Source organism: Roseovarius arcticus (genome assembly GCF_006125015.1).
GTDB lineage: Bacteria > Pseudomonadota > Alphaproteobacteria > Rhodobacterales > Rhodobacteraceae > Roseovarius > Roseovarius arcticus.
On sequence record NZ_SZZN01000001.1, the window covers coordinates 471,697 to 490,508 of the forward strand.

Annotated in this window: 17 protein-coding genes and 3 pseudogenes; 13 read left to right on the forward strand and 7 right to left on the reverse strand. The window is 56.0% G+C overall.

Annotated elements, in window-relative coordinates:
* Positions 1 to 77: 77 nt before the first annotated feature.
* The gene (locus MK6180000_RS20940; RefSeq protein WP_342777694.1) at positions 78 to 170 is read left to right on the forward strand and encodes a YetF domain-containing protein; all 93 of its coding nucleotides are present in this window, start codon (positions 78 to 80) and stop codon (positions 168 to 170) included.
* Positions 171 to 285: 115 nt separating this feature from the next.
* On the opposite strand, the gene MK6180000_RS02310 is transcribed toward MK6180000_RS20940, so the two are convergent.
* The 3 genes and pseudogenes from MK6180000_RS02310 to MK6180000_RS02320 all read right to left on the reverse strand — a co-directional run bounded on the left by MK6180000_RS02310 (position 286) and on the right by MK6180000_RS02320 (position 3,298).
* The gene (locus tag MK6180000_RS02310) at positions 286 to 744 is read right to left on the reverse strand and encodes a protein tyrosine phosphatase family protein (protein WP_138933262.1); all 459 of its coding nucleotides are present in this window, start codon (positions 742 to 744) and stop codon (positions 286 to 288) included.
* 11 nt (positions 745 to 755) lie between these two features.
* Entirely contained in the window at positions 756 to 2,147 is a 1,392-nt protein-coding gene (locus tag MK6180000_RS02315; protein WP_138933263.1) for an MBL fold metallo-hydrolase, read from the reverse strand.
* A gap of 518 nt (positions 2,148 to 2,665) precedes the next feature.
* A pseudogene (locus MK6180000_RS02320) lies at positions 2,666 to 3,298 on the reverse strand (tyrosine-type recombinase/integrase).
* Between the two features lie 210 nt (positions 3,299 to 3,508).
* Here MK6180000_RS02320 and MK6180000_RS02325 point away from each other — a divergent pair.
* Positions 3,509 to 4,342, forward strand: coding sequence for a class I SAM-dependent methyltransferase (locus tag MK6180000_RS02325; RefSeq protein ID WP_138933264.1), 834 nt, complete (start codon positions 3,509 to 3,511; stop codon positions 4,340 to 4,342).
* Positions 4,343 to 4,385: 43 nt separating this feature from the next.
* On the opposite strand, the gene MK6180000_RS02330 is transcribed toward MK6180000_RS02325, so the two are convergent.
* A complete protein-coding gene (locus tag MK6180000_RS02330; RefSeq protein ID WP_138933265.1) occupies positions 4,386 to 5,048 on the reverse strand; it encodes an MSMEG_1061 family FMN-dependent PPOX-type flavoprotein in 663 nt (220 codons plus the stop codon).
* Positions 5,049 to 5,618: 570 nt separating this feature from the next.
* On the opposite strand from MK6180000_RS02330, the gene MK6180000_RS02335 reads away from it, so the two are divergent.
* On the forward strand, positions 5,619 to 6,026 hold the full coding sequence (locus tag MK6180000_RS02335) for a universal stress protein (protein ID WP_138933266.1): 408 nt from the start codon (positions 5,619 to 5,621) through the stop codon (positions 6,024 to 6,026).
* A gap of 359 nt (positions 6,027 to 6,385) precedes the next feature.
* Here the strand turns inward: MK6180000_RS02335 and MK6180000_RS02340 are convergent, their stop codons facing one another.
* On the reverse strand, positions 6,386 to 7,120 hold the full coding sequence (locus MK6180000_RS02340; protein WP_212751862.1) for an extensin-like domain-containing protein: 735 nt from the start codon (positions 7,118 to 7,120) through the stop codon (positions 6,386 to 6,388).
* A gap of 1,085 nt (positions 7,121 to 8,205) precedes the next feature.
* On the opposite strand from MK6180000_RS02340, the gene MK6180000_RS02345 reads away from it, so the two are divergent.
* Complete coding sequence (locus MK6180000_RS02345; RefSeq protein WP_246040400.1) at positions 8,206 to 8,955, forward strand: transglutaminase-like cysteine peptidase; 750 nt, start codon at positions 8,206 to 8,208, stop codon at positions 8,953 to 8,955.
* 96 nt (positions 8,956 to 9,051) lie between these two features.
* Here MK6180000_RS02345 and MK6180000_RS20490 read toward each other — a convergent pair whose 3' ends face one another.
* On the reverse strand, positions 9,052 to 9,567 hold the full coding sequence (locus MK6180000_RS20490; RefSeq protein ID WP_212751863.1) for a hypothetical protein: 516 nt from the start codon (positions 9,565 to 9,567) through the stop codon (positions 9,052 to 9,054).
* A gap of 591 nt (positions 9,568 to 10,158) precedes the next feature.
* Between MK6180000_RS20490 and MK6180000_RS02355 the strand changes: the two genes are divergently transcribed.
* From MK6180000_RS02355 to MK6180000_RS02390, 8 genes and pseudogenes are all read left to right on the forward strand, one after another.
* On the forward strand, positions 10,159 to 10,695 hold the full coding sequence (locus MK6180000_RS02355; RefSeq protein ID WP_171054503.1) for a lipid II flippase family protein: 537 nt from the start codon (positions 10,159 to 10,161) through the stop codon (positions 10,693 to 10,695).
* 267 nt (positions 10,696 to 10,962) lie between these two features.
* A complete protein-coding gene (locus MK6180000_RS02360) occupies positions 10,963 to 11,292 on the forward strand; it encodes a recombinase family protein (RefSeq protein WP_246040588.1) in 330 nt (109 codons plus the stop codon).
* Positions 11,291 to 11,461 (forward strand): annotated as a pseudogene (locus MK6180000_RS02365) (integrase core domain-containing protein); the annotation flags it as partial. The gene MK6180000_RS02360 and the pseudogene MK6180000_RS02365, both read left to right, overlap by 2 nt.
* Positions 11,462 to 11,636: 175 nt before the next feature.
* Positions 11,637 to 12,809 carry a phage tail sheath family protein gene (locus MK6180000_RS02370; RefSeq protein WP_138933269.1) on the forward strand — a complete coding sequence of 391 codons (1,173 nt, stop codon included), beginning with the start codon at positions 11,637 to 11,639 and terminating at the stop codon, positions 12,807 to 12,809.
* 212 nt (positions 12,810 to 13,021) lie between these two features.
* The gene (gene istA / locus MK6180000_RS02375; RefSeq protein WP_138933270.1) at positions 13,022 to 14,590 is read left to right on the forward strand and encodes an IS21 family transposase; all 1,569 of its coding nucleotides are present in this window, start codon (positions 13,022 to 13,024) and stop codon (positions 14,588 to 14,590) included.
* Complete coding sequence (gene istB / locus MK6180000_RS02380; protein ID WP_138933271.1) at positions 14,523 to 15,251, forward strand: IS21-like element helper ATPase IstB; 729 nt, start codon at positions 14,523 to 14,525, stop codon at positions 15,249 to 15,251. Before istA ends, istB begins: the two co-directional genes overlap by 68 nt.
* Before the next feature lie 143 nt (positions 15,252 to 15,394).
* Positions 15,395 to 15,610: pseudogene (locus MK6180000_RS02385) on the forward strand (SRPBCC domain-containing protein); the annotation flags it as partial.
* A 10-nt stretch (positions 15,611 to 15,620) separates the two neighbouring features.
* Positions 15,621 to 16,142 (forward strand): glutathione S-transferase family protein, encoded by a 522-nt coding sequence (locus tag MK6180000_RS02390; protein ID WP_138933273.1) that lies wholly within the window; start codon positions 15,621 to 15,623, stop codon positions 16,140 to 16,142.
* A gap of 240 nt (positions 16,143 to 16,382) precedes the next feature.
* Here the strand turns inward: MK6180000_RS02390 and MK6180000_RS02395 are convergent, their stop codons facing one another.
* The gene (locus tag MK6180000_RS02395) at positions 16,383 to 17,402 is read right to left on the reverse strand and encodes an IS110 family RNA-guided transposase (RefSeq protein WP_138933274.1); all 1,020 of its coding nucleotides are present in this window, start codon (positions 17,400 to 17,402) and stop codon (positions 16,383 to 16,385) included.
* A 256-nt stretch (positions 17,403 to 17,658) separates the two neighbouring features.
* Here MK6180000_RS02395 and MK6180000_RS02400 point away from each other — a divergent pair, with 256 nt between their 5' ends.
* Positions 17,659 to 18,693 (forward strand): IS110 family RNA-guided transposase, encoded by a 1,035-nt coding sequence (locus tag MK6180000_RS02400; RefSeq protein ID WP_138933275.1) that lies wholly within the window; start codon positions 17,659 to 17,661, stop codon positions 18,691 to 18,693.
* The last annotated feature ends 119 nt before the right edge of the window (positions 18,694 to 18,812 follow it).

An 18,812-nucleotide genomic window follows, 5' to 3' on the forward strand; every position in this document is an offset into this window, starting at 1 on the left:
ATAACCCTTGTTCGCAATGGGAAGGCCGATTTTCAGGCGTTCAAGAAAGCTCATTTCGGGTAGACATCACGGAGTAGTTGCGCCTCAATAGTTTACGGGATCTCTCGGAAGTCGAGGAAGCGTACCTTGAGCGAAATGGACAGGTCAGCGTGATATCGAGGAGCACCTGACGTTGCGCATGGCTTGCTCCGGACAGCGCCTGGACTTGAGCGGGCTGTGCGGGCAGACCGAGGGGGACACGGCAGGGCCGTCCCTGCTCAGCCTGTCTCCCTCGGTAAGGTTGGGTCATTTCCCGTTATGGCTGTTCACGTAGTTCTTCACGAAGTCCTCGAGCTCGGGCGTGTCGCATTCAAAGCCCATCTCTTCGGCCTTCTGGACGACTTCTTCGCCGGTCATCCCCTGCTCGCTGCCGATGTGCATCATCACGAAGGCGCCGGACCGCTTGCCAGAGGCGCAATGCACCAGCACCGGCGCCGGCAGGTCCGTGGCCTTTCGGCGGAAATCGTCGACGAGGTCTTCGGACAACTTCTCGCCATCGACGGGATGATGAAGGAAGGCCAGACCGGCGTCCTCTGCCTTTTGCCGTTCTTGGTCGGGCGCCATCTTCAGTTTCTTTTCCTCGTCATCGGTTTGCATGTTGATGAGAGATCTGAAGCCTTCCTGCGCGGCTTGCCGGATCTGACCGGCTTCGGGCGCGAACTTGGCGATCGTGAAACGGTCATTGATTTTAACTGTATCTTGCATGGATATTCTCCTCAGTCTGGTTTTTGGGTTTCGTAGCCGGCGGCGGTCCAGGCCTTCCAGCTTCCGGGCACGTTGCGAATGTTGGTAAACCCATTTCGGACCAGCAGGCTCGATGCGATGCTGGCGCGAAAACCGCTGGCGCAATAAGTAGCGTAGGGTTTGGGTTTATCCAGGTCGTCCAGCTTGTCGCACAGCTCGCCCAGGAACGCATGGGTTGCGCCCGGGATGTGGCCGCCCTCCCATTCATCAGGCTTGCGCACGTCGAGCGGGGTGACACCCTTGGCGTCCTTCAAGTCATGCACCGAGATCTGCGGGATCTGCGCCAGTTCGCGCCCGGCCTCACGCCAGGCGCCGATGCCACCGGCGAGGTAGCCGCCGAAGTCCGTGAACCCGGTGCGCCAGAGCAGGCGCAGCACGTCGTTCACCTCGGTGTCGTCCTCTGTCACGAGGTAGATCGGGCGCTCAGGGTCCAGCAACCAACCGGCCCAGACCGACAGTTCCGGCCGGGCACCGATGTTGAGGCTGCCGCTGACGAAGCCGCCACCGAACCCCATCATGTCGCGCACGTCGAGCAGCTGCGCGCCTTCTTCGGCCAGCCCGGCAAAATCGTCGACACCCAAGGGGGGGATGCGTGGCAGGTTGCGCAAGACCTCGGGGCCCTTGGCATTCACCTTCTTCATGCGCGGATAGTGCGTCGGGACTGGGGGCGCGTCCCCCAGAATCGCCTCTTTGAATTCTTCCAGGTCCTCGATTTTGGCATAGCTATTGAAGCGCCGTTCGTAGCCGACGGTGGTGGACATCCGGTCGCCGATGTCCGGTCCGCAGGCCGAACCCGCGCCGTGACAGGGATAGATGATGACATCGTCAGGCAGGTCCATGAAGATCTTGCGCACCGTGTGAAAGAGCTTCTCGGCCAGCTCTTCGGACTGATCGTCTCCGAGCAGATCGGGCCGACCGACGCTATCGACGAAGAAGGCGTCGCCGGAGAGGACGCCCCAAGGCGTGTCCTTGTCGCCGTCGTAGAGCATGTAGGATAAGTGCTCCGGCGTGTGACCGGGGGTGAAGCGTGCCTTCATCCGCATGCCGCCGAAGGTGAATTCGTCGCTATCGCGCACGGGTTCATGGTCAAAGCCATATTTGGCGCCACCCTCTGTGCTTACGCAGAGCTTGGCCTGACCGCCCAGACGGTCCACCAGTTCACGGGCACCGCTGAGGAAATCGGCATGAATATGGGTCTCGAAGACATGGGTGATGACCATGCCGAAACGGCGTGCGGTCTCGAGATAGATTCCCACGTCGGGACGCGGATCGACAACGGCGCAGGTGTGAGTGGAATCGTCGCCGAGCAGGTAAGAGCATTCGGCGACACCGTCGGCCAATATCTGTTCAAAGCGTAGAGTCATGTCGGGTCCTCCTGCTGCCAAACCATTTGCTGTCGCAGAATGTTCCCACGTGGAAACATCAGTAGGTGAATTTTCGCTGACGAACCTTGGCGATGAAGGGATAGTCACACCCGGCGTTGACACCGGTCTGCGGCGGAATTGATCTCAACCGCGCGATACAGCGTGGTTCCGGACGCCACTCATTTCAGTTCTCTCGCAGAGTGTAAGCCTAAAGGACCACGGATGCTCGAAAGCGAACGGGAGCTGGAAGCGCTTTGCGACGACGCCGGAGGACATCCCCGCGCCAGCATCCATGCCAAGATCTCAGAATTGATTATTGGTTACATGCACGGTGATGCCTGAATGAAACGATCACTGGCCAAAGCAGCCCAGTGCCCGAAAAGTCCCACGGAGCGGATCATAGGCGTTAATGATGCGGCGGAAACGGATCAATGTCTGTCTTGCGAAAGCTGCAACGCGGGACTTGGGAGTAACGCAAACGGCAGCAATGGGCCGTCCTTGACGGACGGCCCCGAAGTTTAAATTTCAATGGCTTCTGCAATTACCAGAGCGTCTTCAAGCTCGACAACCAGGTATCTGACGGTGCTGTCCATCTTTGTATGCCCCAACAGGAGTTGAACGGCGCGCAAGTTGTCCGTCTTCTTGTAAATTTGGGTGACCTTTGTGCGCCGCATTGAATGGGTGCAATAGGCGCTCACTTCCAACCCAATGGATGAGACCAAGTCGCGCACGATCCGGGCATATTGGCGCGTTGAGATATGAGGACGATCATGGAAACGGCCCGGCCAAAGATATTCAGACCCGACCATCAGCCGGTCCTCCATCTACGTTGCAACCGACGCGCGGGTGCCTTCGGAAATCTCGAACCGCACCGGTTTTTGAGTTTTGCTTTGCCGGACCGATGCTCGTTCTTTGATCTGTCCTGATGCCATCACATCGACGACTTTCATGCGAACAAGATCACAGCCGCGCAATTTGCTGTCGATGGCCATATTGAACAGTGCAAGGTCGCGATGGTTCTCGGCCAACTCAAGCCTGACGCGGATCGCCCAGACATGCTTGGGTTTCAATGGTCGCTTCTGGCCTACGATACGGCCCTTGTTCCAGGCGGGGCGAAGGGCGCGAATGGCCGGTAAGTTCGGGGTATGCATGACAATTCCTCCCGTCCGCCATTCCCACCCACACCGACAACCCGACGTTGACACTGAACCCTATCACGAAATGCTGCGCCGCATCCGAGGTCCGGTGTGAGCCCTTTCTTGACGACTTTCTGTAACGCGGCGAACGTTTGCTTTACTCAGCTCTGTTGACACGCGGTCTTTGTAGATGCCCACTGGAAGGCATGTAAGGGGGTCGAATAGATGTCTGAGCCCAAAGAAACCGACACCTTCGCAGCTTTGGAAAAACGCGAGTGGGCGAATTCGCATGTGGCCCGATCGTATGCGCAGGTTTTCGCAAAGGCAGCGGATATGGTGGTGCCGTGTCTGATCGAAGCTGTAAGAACCAAACCCGGCACAAGAGTGCTCGACCTGTGCTGCGGTCACGGCAATGTAGCTGCCGGTCTGATTAGGGCCGGGGCACAGGTGGTGGGGCTTGATTTCTCTACCGCCATGCTGGACTTGGCCCGCGCTGCTGTCCCGGAGGCTAAGTTCATTGAAGGCGATGCGATGGCCCTGAGTTTTGACGACGGGTCGTTTGATGCCGTCACGATCGGCTTCGGAATGCCGCATGTGCCCGATCCCCCACAGGTAATCGCAGAGGCCCGTCGCGTCCTACGCCCCGGCGGTCGGCTTGCATTCTCGGTCTGGTGTGGGCCTGAAGTAGATACCGCACTTGGTTATGTTTTTGGTGCCATCGGTGAACACGGCTCTAAAGACATCGCACTACCGCCGGGTCCTGGTGCGAATGACTACGCCGATCCCACTTTGGCGTTTAACGTTCTTAAGGCCGCCGGATTTACCGACTGTCGCCAGTCTATGGTCGCTTCGGAGTGGCAGGTCACTGACCCCGGTGCGCCATATGATTTCTTTCGAGAGGGAACGGCGAGAGGTGGTGCGATGTTGCGCCCTCAACCGGCTTCAAACGCCGCTGCCATCCGGGCGGCAGTTGTATCCAAGATACTGGAAAAGCATGGACAGGGTCCAGAATGGCGCGTGCCAATCCCAGCAATAGTGACATCAGCGGTTGCGGTCTAAAGACCTTCCCAATGCCGGCAACGGGCGGTAAAAAGCACCCGGATTAATAAAGCCGCGCTTCTTCATCTGTGCTGTGATCATCCTGGACGTCCTCAAGCGTTTGTTCTCGTTCGACCGTCTCAATCACCCATTCGGCAAGTGTCGGTGCGGATTTACGTTTGGGCCAATAGTCCGGATGCCATAAACGAGACCGGATAAACGATTTAGAACAATGCATGAAGGCCTCTTCGACATCTATCACCAAGGCAAGTAAGGGCTCCTTGCCATTGATGGAATGCCGCTTGCTGATCGCCGCGTCTCTGACGACCCGTGCTTTGCCTGCGATGCGCAGGGTATCGCCATGACCCGGCACGATGAACAAGAGCGCAACATTCCCGTCTTCCAAAAGGTTCTGGAATCCGTCGACCCGGTGGTTACCGAGCCGGTCTGGAATAATCAGCGTCTTGTCGTCGTAGACTTCGACAAATCCGGCGGGGTCCCCCTTGGGTGAAATATCAATCAAGCCCCCGGATGCCTTGGTCGCGACAATGACGAACGGCGCAAGCCCAATAAATGACCGCGCAACGTCGTTCAACCGATCACTCACTTTGAGGAATGTGTTTACAAATCCCTCGGTGGGCAGGAGTTCCCGAAGCCGCTCAGCGGTCTCTATCTCTTCATCCACTTCAAGCATGCCGGTGTCCAATTGTTGAATGGTGAGCAGCATAGCCGGTTGAGCCCATTTCGGCAAAGCTGACTCTCAAATTGCGGAGTTCAACGGCCGGTCTGTCCGCTGACCGACGTTTCACTCAACGAAATGCTGCATGATGCACGAATGGCAGCAATGCGAAAGCTGCACTGCGGCGTCGGAAGGCTAGTTCAAAGGCAGCTTAGGGCCGTTCGTACCTATCCGACACAAAGGCGGGGAGCGGACTTTCGCTGCGTGCTTCATGCCTAAATCCAAAATTGGCGAAGCGGACAGTCACGCTTTAGGTCATGTCAGTAAGCAAGCATCGATGTGAAGATCAGGAACCGATCTTAATTGGTTCACGGATTTCCTGCGGATCGGTGGTCTTATGAACCAGATCTGCTGCATCCTGACGGTTCTGGTCACGCTTTTAATCTAGCCACTTCAACCTGAAGCCGCAGTGAGAATCCTTGTCTGCGCTACATACCGACCTGAAAAAGGTTCGTCGTCAAGCGGCTCAAGGCGGAGAATTGTCTTTCACGTGCGATGACGATCGGTATCTTGGATAGGGTGTGCTTTTGGCGGAATCCGCGATTCAGGGAGATAGCAATGTACAAACATATTCTGGTGGCGGTGTCGTTTGAAGTTGAACATGATTCGACAAATTCGATCCGGGTAGCGAAAACGCTGGCGGACAAGGGCGCACAAGTCACCCTGCTACATGTTACAGAGCATATTCCCAGCTATGCCATCAAGTATGTGCCGCCGGAATATGCCCGTGACCTGAAGTCGGCAATCTATACCGAGCTTATCGATCTGGCAGCCCAGTTCAAGGGCGGCAGCGCCGTGGTCATTGAGGGGCATTCGAGCCGCGCCATCCTGGATTGGGCCGAGGAGAACGCGGTTGATTGCATAGTGCTGGACTCGCACCGCCCGGGCTTGGACGACTATTTTTTGGGCAGCACGGCGTCGCGCGTCGTGCGCCACGCGCATTGTTCGGTTCATGTGGTGCGCTGATCCTACCAAAATTCTGGCATTGAATTGCGTTACATCCGGTTGGGGTCATTTTGCCAAGAGACTGCTGTCACCTGCTGATCATGACATTGGACAGCTTAGACGCGCTGCACAAATATACGAGCCGAGATCGTGACAGACAAGTTCGGGCTGGCTGTGAGCGCATTGGGTCGAGATTAACCCTTCCTGCGCCGCAAGGCGCGCCTCCTTAGCCCCGGCGGCGGCCAACGGATATTGACCTCTTGATGAGTATCAGTTGGTCTTAATAAATCCGACGTTGGTTCATTTGAGCAAGGTCACTGCGAAAGAGGTCGAGGATACAGGAATGCTGGTCGAACTGGTGCCGGAGCAGAGCTAGGTCGCTATCGGCAATAAGATCCACCGCGACGACGCGCCAAATCAAAATGGAAATGACCTTTGTGATAGCGGTCGGCGTCAGGGCCAAGCACCGTACCGAATAAACCACAGGCACCTGCGTGGAGCTCACGCATAACTCCCTCTGTCCCTTTGTTCGCCCAACCGTCGCGCACGGTAATCACCGTACCATCCATTAATATGAAGGACGAAATGTCGATGGCACGGCCATGGGCATGCTCGGAAAGACGCCTGCCGGGCTGATTGTTCTGCGTCTTGCACGCATAGTGGCCGGACAGGCGCAATCCCTTCAGACCACCTCCCTGATCCGCAAAGGCCGGTTTTGCCGTGTTCTCCAGCCAAGTCTTCAGAGTGACGGCCGTCTTGCAATCCATCATCGCCAACTGGCTGAGCAAGACATCAGACACAATGCTGATGCGTACAGGTTCGGCAATGCCGCATCCCCGAAGCTTCCCTGAAAAGGGCTTGCGGTTTTCACCGACGATGGTCCAGTCGCTACACACCGCTCCGCGTTTACGCATCTTTTCTCGTCCGATTTCGATCTGGCGAAACTTGCAAGGGCGCAGCCGTGGTCTTGGAGAGACTTTCAACTCTCGTTTAGGGTTGGCAGTGGCGGCTTCTTCCCCGGAGATTACCGCCAAATCTGTGGGCGGTTCATACGCCATAAGACCGTATGATTGCGCCTGCGCAGGTTCCTCGCAATCCGGCGTGGCGCTCGCCATACTTGTGCATAGAATAAACAGCGGAACCAATACTCGCATAAAATACCTTGTTCCCATTCAGGCCCGGCAGATTGCCTTTTTTGTCTCTGTCGACAAATCGTTGGTACAGGACCCTATCATGACTTGCGAAGCAGCAATAGCGGCCAGTAACCTCTGTCTTTATTATCTTCTATTGTAAACCCTTGGAATAATACGACTTCACAACTTCAATACCCCGGCTTTCGCCATTCAGAGGCCAATTGTAAACATGCGAGAACGCGGAAGCGGCAGCCGCATTGCTGAGGCTCTAGTTCAACAACTGTGAGGCGGGCCTGCGCTCGAACAGGACGGTGAAACCTCTTGGGCCGAAACCTTGCCACCGATACTAAGTGTTGACTTGGCTACATCCGAAACGTCTGAATCCGATGCATCTGCAAGAATAGGTTAGGCACTCGAAGCAAGGTCACGAGCAAAACAACTAGGTCTGTCTCAAAGGCCGTGGCAGGTTACACGGCAAGCGTAGGTGACCCATTTGGACGCTACGCTCTAACTTGGCGATATACCTTGTCGGAGGCGTCCGTTTCGAGGCTCCGCCAATCCTGCAAAGGCGGCGTTTCGCCAACTGGGTAAACTGTGGTTTCCGAACTTGGTCTTGTGATGTATCTACTCGGCTTACCGCGAAACTAACTAGCCACGAGGGGAGCGAGCAGTGACATAGAAAGAATCCGGCCGCTTTAGGGCAACCAGACCGTTGAGCCACCGTGCAATTAATGGTGGGAAGGGCGCGAAAATCTGGCAACTCAGTACAATCTTGAACGCCTCGAACCAGAGACCTTCCCTTCTAAGCTAATCACCTCCTTCTTTTCGCAGGCCGAGGTTTCGAATTGGCCCGACCAAGCCGAAATTTTGATCGGCCTGTGTAGCTAGTCGTAAATAAAATCGGACTATTCGGCGCTAGGCGTGTTGACTTAGTCGCCTACAGCCACATCAGTGCCCCAAGCAGGCGGCAACACAAAGCCTTTCGGCGCTCACCTTGTCGACACTCAATGGCCTAATTTTCAAGAGACATTCAGATGCGGGTCTGAAACACGATTGAGGAAGAATAGATGATTTCTTTTGGCACTATATCTAGCAGACCTTTAAATTCGCGACGCGATGTTGGTCACGCTAACGTGATGCTTGGCGGAACTGGCGATATGCCGAATGCTGCCTCGCAAGCGGTTCTCGAGATAAAAGAGAGATTGATTCTTGGGGTTATTGTCATAATTTCATTGATCTGCCTTACTGGTTTTTCGTCCGCTTTTGCCGGTAGCGGTGGCGGGCCATTTCTTGTTGCCCAAAGCGCGACCTCTGCACCTCCTGGGGCGTCTGGTCTGTGTACGAAATACAGATGGGCCTGCGCTACCTCGGGCCAACCCAATATCAGCCAGAGCGCCCTGATCCGCTTGGCGGCATCTGTCAACACCAAGGTTAACCGACGAACCCGCGAGATCGCAGACCAAACCCAATATGGGCGCGACGAGTATTGGACGTTGCCTACTGCGCGTGGTGGCGATTGCGAAGATTTTGTATTGCTGAAGAAGAAGACACTTATCGAGCATGGCGTTGCTTCGAAAAATCTGTTGATTGCCACGGTCTTGGATCGACACCTGGACAGTCATGCGGTGCTGGTACTCAGAACCCCGAAGGGAGACCTTGTTCTGGACAATCTGAACAAAGACATAAGACCTTGGAAGAAAACTGGGTACACATTTTTGAAGCTGCAAAACCCCTTAGCGCCAGGTAGCTGGCACGCTGTGCTCTCCGGGGGTATTATCAAAGAGCGCCCCACGGCCACGTCTACTGCCACTTGGTGAGGCGTCAGAGTCTGAAAAAGAAGGAGTTAAAGCAATTGGAGGGCGCCGACTGCGACACCCTCTCCATTTGATGCCATAAAACACAGTCAATTCTATTTAAATGTCGCCTTCGCCACCTTCGCCTTCGCCACCTTCGCCTCCTTCGCCGTCGCCTTCGCCACCTTCGCCTTCGCCTTCGCCTTCGCCTTCGCCTTCGCCTTCGCCTTCGCCACCTTCGCCTTCGCCTTCGCCACCTTCGCCTTCGCCACCTTCGCCGTCGCCACCTTCGCCGTCGCCACCGTCGCCACCTTCGCCGTCGCCACCTTCGCCGTCGCTGCCGCCGTCTCTGTCGCCTTCGCCGCCGTCTCTGTCGCTGGCAGAACTCGAACCGATCGATGCCGTTGCGGCTTCAGTCAATGTCAGCGCCACAGTTGGACATGTTTGAAACATTTGGGCCAGAATGTCGTCGAAGTTAGGCTGATTGCTCACCCTTTGGATGACGTCCGCAGGTATCTTATCCAGCTCACACATATTATATTTTTGCTGCGCGTGAGACGCGGAAGGGATGTTGTTGGAAACAAAAGCTAAACTTGCAACTGCTACAGTTGCACGGAGGAATGTCACGGTCCTCATGGCTGACTCCCGTTCATAATGCTAGCGCTTAAAAGCAACTTCTGGGGTATCCACAAGCGGTCAAGCTAGCTAACTAATACTGGACTTTTTGTAATTTTTGTCAATTTTTCATCTCATTTTTGCCTTAAAATTACCACAACCTTACTGGGTATATCCAAATGTTGCGTTAGGCGAAAATCCAGACACATCTTTCTTCGCCTTTAAGTTTATCATTTCTTAATCATTTCAACCTCCAGTTTCTCCGCGGCTTGTGGAAAGTCCGAATCGGACCTTTAATTAACCTGATTGCAACCATGTCTTTTGGAATGCAGGAGCATTACGCAAAATCGTTCATTTTCGGTGCGGCCCCGCTGGAGCCCGACTAGACGCACAGTCGGTTGTCTCTCGACGTGCGCTACTATGAAGACATCAGCGTGCCGAAATGAGTAATGACAGCGCTTATCATCTCGCAGCGACCGGTCGCCAAAATCAACTTTCGCAAAGGTGCGAGGGCTACCAAGAGTATGTTCTTGGCGGCGAGTAAACGAGCGCATAGTCATTGGGTTTTCAATCAACGATGTGGCATCGCCGGTCGAAAAAAGAGAGACAAATTTGGCTCTGCAGCTGACACTTATTCTTCTGCTGACCTTCGTCATCCACCTGATAGGGACTCTTGCTTATGCATTTCGCATTGCAGGCGTGCAAACAGGACATGTAGCGATTGCCTTTTCGCCTTTTAACAGTTTCGTGCTCATCTCGCGGCTGTCGAACGCGTTTCAGGGCCCGCTTCTCGCCAAGCGTATAGAATTGGCAATCGCGGATACGATCACATCAAGTATCCGGCATGATTTTATGCTTATCCTGCTTGCCGCGTCCGCCGCGACAATCATGGGCGGGCTCTTACTCCCCACCTTTCAACCGCTCGCGGCACTCGCCGTGGGTTTTTTCCATCGCAAGCGATCTATTGCAAGACTTATACAGCGGACAGTTTCACCTGCGGGCGTGAAAACTGAAAACTACCCGGAGAAGAATGGCAAGATCAGACGTATCCTTCGCCGCCACAGTTCCTGCACCGTATGGTCTTTGTACCGAGGCATCCACTACACCGAGCCGTTTTGGAGTTTCCATAGATGTCGCGACCCACGGTGACTTCACCCCTGCCGCCGCAGGTCTCACATGCGAGACGACCAGTCGCATAGCAACGGGCACATCTTTGTTTTTCGGGCTTGCCATGTTTAATATTGCGAAACCCAACCATTCGAAACCTTTCCTAAAACTGACCACATATTCTTGAGGTCAATATAAATTAACGCACTAGTCACTGTTACCATGGATGGCACGTAAAAGCGCGGTTCGTTAACCACAAACTTGAGACGCGGCAAACGGTGTAGGCGCTTGGTGGATCCTGAATATACAATGCATTCGAAATTCGGCCATCTCACTGCGTCCGGCGAGCCGATCAGAGGTGACCGCAAGACCGAACCGACCGAAGCCAATGTGGTGGGCCGGGTCATTACTGACTATGCCGCAGGACTTTCTCCAAAGAAGATCGCCGAGGCTTTAAATATAGAGGGGGTTCTGGGGCCTTTGGGCCGAGGATGGGGTGCGTCCCACAATCCATGGAAACCGCGAGCGCGGCACCTTTTCTGTGTAAATGTCTGGATAATCAATGGCTCTGACATGTGCCAATTCAAGCCGAACCGGACCGAACGATCCAGTCGGCGAATTGGTGCAATTTCTACCTAAGACCGAGCTGCTGGACGGGGAGGTCTTCACCACACTGCGCGAGACTCTGATCCTGATCGAAAGATGGCGGCGCCACTACAACACAGTCAGGCCGCACAGCGCCTTGGGGTATCGTCCACCGGCGCCGAAGAGCATCGTTCCAATAGACCAGAGACCGACCATGCACTAACATTCAAACAGGACCACACGATGGGGGCATTCCACCTTGCCTGCGATGTGGTCCATTTGCCTGTGCGTGCGGCGGCGGGCATCGTGGAGGAACCGTTGATCTTTGACATCACTGCAACCCCATCTGTGCCCGGCCCCCGTGATAGCCGACAGGCCCAGCAAAGGAACTGATCCGGATGACAATATACAAGGCTCCTGGTGTTTATGTAGAGGATGTCCTGTCTGGTGCGCGCCCGATAGAAGCGGTCGGCACCTCCGTTGCTGCCATTCTGGGCAACGCGCCCAAAGCGGATCATCGAAAGGGCGAGCCAATAGCGATAAACAGTTATCTGGAATTTCGCCGTGAGTTCTTGCCGCAAGAGGCCGATGGAGCAAAACCAGTCAGCAATATCTTGGCAAATGCGGTGTCGGGTTTCTTTTCCAATGGTGGCAGAAGATGCTACGTCGTAAATCTGGGCAAGGGAGCGGCATCTATCACGGACAAGCATCTGGAGCCGCTGGATGTACATGAAGATATCAGTCTGTTAGTTGCGCCCGGGTTCTCGGATGTCTCCAGCCATGATGTGATGATCGGCGCGTGTGAGAATCGGGGCGATCGCATGGCGATCCTTGATACAGCGCGCAAGATCGACCCACTGGCGCAATTTGCCAAATCTGCGCTGGGCGAAGGGGCGCAAAAAGGGCTGCATCCCCCCGAAGCAGAACGGGGCCATGCCTGCGTCTTTACACCTTGGATCAAGGTCAGAGATGTCCTGACCGGCGATGCAAATGTCGAACAACCACCTTCGGGCCATCTGGCCGGGTTGTTTGGCCTGACCGACGCGCGGCGGGGCGTGCATAAGGCGCCAGCAAATATGGTTCTGCAGGGTGCGACGGGACTTACCCGCTGGATTACTGAGACGGAACAGGGACAGCTCAACCCTCTTGGCATCAACTGTATCCGCATGTTCCACGACGGGATCAAGGTGTGGGGGTCGCGCACTCTGGCCAAGGCGGAAAGTGATATGCGGTATATCCCCGTCCGCCGTCTGGTCATCATGGTGTCGCAGTCGGTCAAGCGGGGCACCAGATGGGTAGTGTTTGAACCCAACGATGAAACGCTGTGGAAGTCGATCCGCAGGGATGTGGGGGCGTTCTTGAACACTTTGTGGCGCAGCGGCGCACTGATGGGGGCCACCGCCAATGAAGCCTATTTCGTGAAATGCGACGCAGAGACGACAACTCAGGCGGACATCGACGCGGGACGGGTCATCGCCCATATCGGATTGGCCACGGTGAAGCCTGCGGAATTTGTGATCTTGCGACTTGGTCAGTCAGTCGAACAACAAAAGGTTGAAGAGGAGGCATAAACCATGCCCGATATTGATCCCCTGCGCGCGTTTAACTTTACCTTGTTGAGGCTTTTGCTGCTCAAATAGGGTTGAGGCCAGACTTCCCCCCTACCTCGGACTGTGTTTCGGCGTGCAAAACTGACCCCATTGACGGGGTAATCGGCGTCCAATTTTGACCCCCCTCATGTTTCATCTAACCATCCGTTGTGCGGCAGCGGATGGAGGGGGAGTTGAAGCGAGTGGATACGATTGCGCGGGTGCGTCGGGCGTTTCATGTGCAGGGCTGGTCGATGAAGCGCATCGCCCGGGAGTTGCATTTGTCGCGCAATACGGTGCGCAAGATCCTGCGAACGGACGAGACCGATTTCACATACGAGCGGGAACACCAGCCGATGCGGCGGATCGGGCCATGGCGGGCTGAGGTCGACCGGTTCCTGGTGGCCAATGAAGGCAAACCATCGCGTGAACGGCTGACGATGATCCGGATCTATGAGGAAGTTCGGGCGCTTGGCTATGAAGGCAGCTACGACGCAGTTCGACGCTATGCCAAGACATGGTCGAAGGCGCGCGGGTCAGCTGCAGCGGAAGCATATGTGCCGCTCTACTACGCGCCGGGCGAGGCTTACCAGTTTGACTGGAGCCATGAGATCGTGCTGATCGGCGGCGTCACGACGACGGTGAAGGTCGCACATGTCCGGCTGTGTCACAGTCGGATGATGTTCGCGCGGGCCTATATGCGTGAGAGCCAGGAGATGGTGTTCGACGCGCATGAGCGCGCCTTCGCCTTTTTCAAAGGGGCCTGCACGCGCGGCATCTACGATAATATGAAGACAGCAGTCGAGGCAGTCTTCATTGGCAAGGAGCGGCTTTATAACCGGCGGTTTCTGCAGATGTGCAGCCATTATCTGGTTCAGCCGGTCGCCTGCACCCCGGCGTCCGGCTGGGAGAAAGGTCAGGTCGAGAACCAGGTCGGCCTTGTTCGCGAGCGATTTTTCACGCCCCGGCTTCGGGTCAAAAGCCTGGACGAGCTGAACGTCTGGCTACTCGACAAGTGCATCGCCTATGCCAAGGCGCACAAGCATCCCGAGCGCAGTGATCAGATGATCTGGCAAATGTTCGAAGCGGAACGCGCGACCCTCGTGCCCTATGTCGGCCCGTTCGACGGGTTTCATTCAGTTCCGGCTTCGGTGTCGAAGACGTGCCTCGTCAGGTTCGACAACAACAAGTATTCGGTCATCTCAACAGCCGTCGGGCGGCCCGTCGAAGTCCACGCCTATGCCGAGAAGATCGTCATCCGACAAAATGGCGTTGTCGTGGCCGAACATCCCCGCTGCTTCGGTCGCAACGAGACGGTCTATGATCCCTGGCACTATGTCCCTGTGCTGGCGCGTAAACCCGGTGCGTTGCGCAATGGCGCACCGTTCCAGAACTGGGTGCTGCCAACTGCGATGGCCGACGTGCGGCGCAAACTCAAGAGCGTCAGCGACGGTGATCGTCAGATGGTCGCCATTCTCGGCTGTGTCGCTGGTGATGGCATTGTCGCCGTCGAGGCGGCCTGTCAGGAGGCGCTGGCACAAGGCGTGTTCTCGGCGCCGGTGATCATCAACATCCTCGCCCGCAGCCGGGATCATACACCACCGCCATTGCTTCTCACCCCCACCGCGTTGCGACTGACCCACGAGCCCGTGGCTGATTGCGCACGCTATGACAGCCTCAGGAGAACAAGTCGCTATGGAACGCACCCAGGTTCTGGAACTGATGGGAACCCTCAAACTCTACGGGATGCGCAGTGCCTATGACGAGGTCATGGCCACGGGCATCAAGCGCCAGTTCGAGCCGCCGCGCATCGTGGGAGATCTGCTGCAGTCGGAGATCGCCGAGAAGCAGGCGCGCTCGATCAAATACCAGCTCACCGTGGCGAAGCTGCCGCTCGCGAAGGATCTGGAAGACTTCCACTTTGCGGACACGCCGGTCAACGAAGGGCTGGTGCGCGATCTCGCCACCGGCACCTTTGTGGCCGACCAGCGCAATGTCGTTCTGATCGGCGGCACTGGCACCGGAAAATCGCATCTGGCGATCGCAATTGCCCGGGCGCTGATCCGCAATGGCACACGCGGCCGCTATTTCAACGTCATCGACACGGTGAACCGGCTCGATGCCGAGACCCGCGCTAAAAAGCAGGGGCGCACCGCCGATTACCTGACACGCCTCGACTTCATCGTGCTTGATGAGTTGGGGTATCTGCCCTTCGCCCAAGCGGGCGGGCAGCTGCTGTTCCATCTGATCAGCAAACTCTACGAGCGCACATCCATCATCGTCACAACGAACCTCGCCTTCGGTGAATGGCCGTCGGTATTCGGGGATGCCAAGATGACGACCGCGCTGCTCGATCGGCTTACGCATCACTGTGAGATAGTCGAAACCGGAAACGAGTCCTGGCGCTTCAAAAACCGCGCCTGATCCCAACCGATCAAGGTCTATCCCGCCTCCGCAACTTGATCAGCTAAGTCGGGACAGACCCTGATCAACACACCACAAGGGGGTCAATATTGGATGCCGATATGGGGTCAGTATTCAGCGCCGATTGACACGATTTCGAGGCGACTTACGAGGAAATGGAACCCAAGAAGGCCCTGACGCTCACGATGACAGACGGACGCAAGGCGCGCACCACGTTCGAGGCGGTGCGAGGGGGCACAAAGGTGACAACCACGTTCGACGTTGAGACCGAAAACGCCATCGACATGCAGCGTGACGGCTGGCAGGCGATCCTCGACAATTTTAAAGCGCATACAGAAAACCAGAATACGAAGGGCTGAGTGAACGAAGATGCCAACCATCACGGCTTTCAAATCGTCTCCTGACAAGGGCGCGGGCCTCGCTCGTGACATGCGTATCCGTTGGGCGCTGGAAGAAGCCGGTCAGCCCTATGGTGTGCGCCTTGTGGCCTTTGAGGATATGAAGCAACCGGCGCACCTCGCACTTCAGCCCTTTGGCCAGATACCCACCTATGAAGACGGTGAAGTGGTGCTGTTCGAATCCGGGGCCATCGTCCTTTATATCGCGGAACGAAACGCGCGCCTGCTGTCCGAAGACAACGTTACTCGGGCCAAGGCCCTCAGCTGGATGTTTGCCGCTCTGAACACTGTCGAGCCGCCCATCGTGGAACGCGATTACGTGAAATACTTCGAGGCTGAAAAAAGTTGGCAGACCGAGCGGTTCGCTATGGTCGATGACCGTATACGAACGCGGCTGGATCAGCTCGCTAATGTCTTTGGTGACGCAACTTGGCTGGCAGGTTCTTTCAGCGCCGCCGATATTCTGATGGTCCATGCGCTCCTGTGTGGATAGCTGCTGCAAAGCAAGACAATTTTGAAACTGATTTTGGCACTGGTCAGAAGCAGACGTGTGTCCGGCCTGTTTACGCGGCGCACGCGGCCGCTGGCCCTGATGGTTTCCGCAAACCAAGTCCCAAACCGCTTCTCGGACAATAGATGTCCCTGACATTCGACGGGGTGTCTTGGCTGACGGGCTGACTGTGCTCCATCATTTCAATGGTCTTGCTGTCTCGTGTGTTCTGTTCTCCTCAGTTTAAGTAGTGCGTGGTCTGTAATGTTCGTTCTTGGTCAGGACTGCCCAAATGATCCGAGCAGTTTTGTTTGCCATTGCCACAGTGGCAAGACGTGTTGGTTTGCGTTCAAGTAAGGCCCGCGCCCACGGGTCCACGCGTTCCGGATGCGTCTTCAATTGCCTCAATCGCGAAGTCATACCAATGACCAGCAGCCGTCTGATATATCGGTCCCCCATCTTTGAGATACGGCCCAGCCTTTCCTTTCCGCCACTTGATCGGTTGAGTGGGGTTAGACCCAACCAGGCTGCAAATTCGCGACCGTTCTTGAACTGGCTGGCATCCCCCGCCGTTGCGACAATTGCTGACGCAGTCACGGGCCCGACACCCGGGATCGACCGAAGTAGCATCACGCGGGGGTCCTGCTTGGCTTGAAGTCGCATGCGCATTTCATACCAACGCACGCGGAGGTGCAGAGCGACAAGCTGATTGCTGAGGTTGCTAAGTACGTCGATGGCAACTTCTGGAATACCCGGCTTGTCGCCATCCAGCACACTCTTTGCGAACTTGATCGCGCTGCCGATCCCTTGCGCGATCACGATACCGAACTCACCCAGTAAGCCCCGCAGCATATTGCTCAGCTGGGTTCGTTGCCGGACGATCAGATCGCGGGCGCGGTGAAGAAAAAGGACACCTTGCTGCTCTTCAGATTTGATTGTAACAAAACGCATCGTTGGACGCGTCACTGCCTCGCAGATGGCAGCGGCATCAACTGCATCGGACTTCCCCCGCTTCACATAGGGCTTCACATACATCGCCGGGATCAAGCGCACATCATGGCCCAACTTATTGAGCTGTCGGGCCCAGTAATGACTGGAACCGCAAGCTTCCATGCCGACCAAACACGGCGGAAGGTTTTCAAAGAATGCGAACAAATGTGCGCGTCGCAACGCTTGATTGAAAGCAACTTCGCCATTCTCAGTCACTCCGTGAACCTGAAAGATATTCTTGGCCAGATCGAGGCCGACTGTTGTAACCTGCATTGGGTAGCTCCTCTCATAAGCAGTAGATAACAACTGCAGTATGGCGCATTGCGACGCCGGTTGGAGCAGGAGCTATCCACACCATCCGCTTCGCTGAAGCTTCAGAGCAATAACCGAGGGGCTCGTGAATGTCGGGTATAGGCCGTTCGCTACGGCCGACACCAAGGGCGGGAAGCATGCGTAATTGGGCTGACCCTGCACTTTGGTCGAGCTCCCGATAGGATCACAGCATAGCTGTGAACAAGGGAGACAGAAGATGGAATATTATGTTGGATTAGATGTGTCGCTCCGGTCGTGTGCGCTTTGTATCGTCGATAACAAAGGCAAAGTTCATCTCGAACGAGAGCTACCATGCGAAGTTGAGGACATCGCCGATTGTCTCGCAGCTTTTGAGCACCCAATAGAACGCGTTGGTTTTGAAGCCGGAGCAATGAGCCAACATCTGTTCTTTGGTTTGCAATCAGCTGGGTTCGACGTCGTTTGTATGGAGGCGCGGCAGGTGAGTGCCGCCTTGTCTGCGATGCGGAACAAGACTGACAAGACGGATGCTAAGGGCATTGCCCAGATTTTACGGACAGGCTGGTTCAGCCCTGTTCACATGAAGAGCCGGGAGGCCCATGGACTACGGGCGCTCTTGAGCACGCGAAAGGCGTTACTCAAGAAGACGATGGATCTGGCCAATGAGGTGCGGGGGCTGTTGAAGATCTTTGGCGTGCGATTGCCCCGAACAGTGAAACACGGATCCTTTGATGGTCTGGTGCGGCCCATAATCGAGATGGATGACGTCCTTGCGCATGCGGTCATTCCATTGCTCAACGCGCGGGCGGTCTTGTTCCAACACTACTTAGAACTTGATCGGCGCGTGAAGCGTGCTGCATCGCAGGACGAAGTTTGCATGCGCATGATGACCGTTCCGGGGGTGGGGCCGATTGCAGCCCTCACATTTAAGGCAGCGGTTGATGATCCTAACCGGTTCAGGCGCTCGCGCACGGTAGCTGCGCATTTTGGGCTCACTCCGAGGCGTTTCCAGTCGGGTGAACATGACAATCCCGGCCGAATATCAAAGGCCGGGGACCGAGATGTTCGCGCAACTCTGTATGCTGCTGCCAATGCTTTGTTGATGCGAACGATGGCAGGGTCACAGATTAAATCATGGGGCATGCGATTGATGCGCACCAAAGGTCGCCGACGCGCAGTTGTTGCCGTCGCCCGCAAGCTTGCCGTTCTGCTTCACCGTATGTGGATCGACGGCAGTGAATTCCGTCAGGAACAGGTTGGAGGCACGGCATGAACAAGTAGCCGACCACCCAACCTGACGGGATCGTCCAATCCGGACGAGGTTCGTGGACGAAGCCGAAAATGTCTGCTGCGCAACTTGAAGCGCGCCGGAAAGCGGGGCTCTCCACTTCC

Bases quoted from the DNA above. Each gene is read 5' to 3' on its own strand.
- MK6180000_RS20490 (WP_212751863.1), bottom strand. From the start codon at position 9,567: ATGAGGACCGTGACATTCCTCCGTGCAACTGTAGCAGTTGCAAGTTTA.
- MK6180000_RS02360 (WP_246040588.1), top strand. From the start codon at position 10,963: ATGCATTCGAAATTCGGCCATCTCACTGCGTCCGGCGAGCCGATCAGA.
- MK6180000_RS02330 (WP_138933265.1), bottom strand. From the start codon at position 5,048: ATGCTGCTCACCATTCAACAATTGGACACCGGCATGCTTGAAGTGGAT.
- MK6180000_RS02340 (WP_212751862.1), bottom strand. From the start codon at position 7,120: ATGGCGAGCGCCACGCCGGATTGCGAGGAACCTGCGCAGGCGCAATCA.
- MK6180000_RS02370 (WP_138933269.1), top strand. From the start codon at position 11,637: ATGACAATATACAAGGCTCCTGGTGTTTATGTAGAGGATGTCCTGTCT.
- MK6180000_RS02310 (WP_138933262.1), bottom strand. From the start codon at position 744: ATGCAAGATACAGTTAAAATCAATGACCGTTTCACGATCGCCAAGTTC.
- MK6180000_RS02390 (WP_138933273.1), top strand. From the start codon at position 15,621: ATGCCAACCATCACGGCTTTCAAATCGTCTCCTGACAAGGGCGCGGGC.
- MK6180000_RS02345 (WP_246040400.1), top strand. From the start codon at position 8,206: ATGATTTCTTTTGGCACTATATCTAGCAGACCTTTAAATTCGCGACGC.
- istB (WP_138933271.1), top strand. From the start codon at position 14,523: ATGGAACGCACCCAGGTTCTGGAACTGATGGGAACCCTCAAACTCTAC.
- MK6180000_RS02395 (WP_138933274.1), bottom strand. From the start codon at position 17,402: ATGCAGGTTACAACAGTCGGCCTCGATCTGGCCAAGAATATCTTTCAG.
- MK6180000_RS02335 (WP_138933266.1), top strand. From the start codon at position 5,619: ATGTACAAACATATTCTGGTGGCGGTGTCGTTTGAAGTTGAACATGAT.
- MK6180000_RS02400 (WP_138933275.1), top strand. From the start codon at position 17,659: ATGGAATATTATGTTGGATTAGATGTGTCGCTCCGGTCGTGTGCGCTT.
- MK6180000_RS02315 (WP_138933263.1), bottom strand. From the start codon at position 2,147: ATGACTCTACGCTTTGAACAGATATTGGCCGACGGTGTCGCCGAATGC.
- MK6180000_RS02325 (WP_138933264.1), top strand. From the start codon at position 3,509: ATGTCTGAGCCCAAAGAAACCGACACCTTCGCAGCTTTGGAAAAACGC.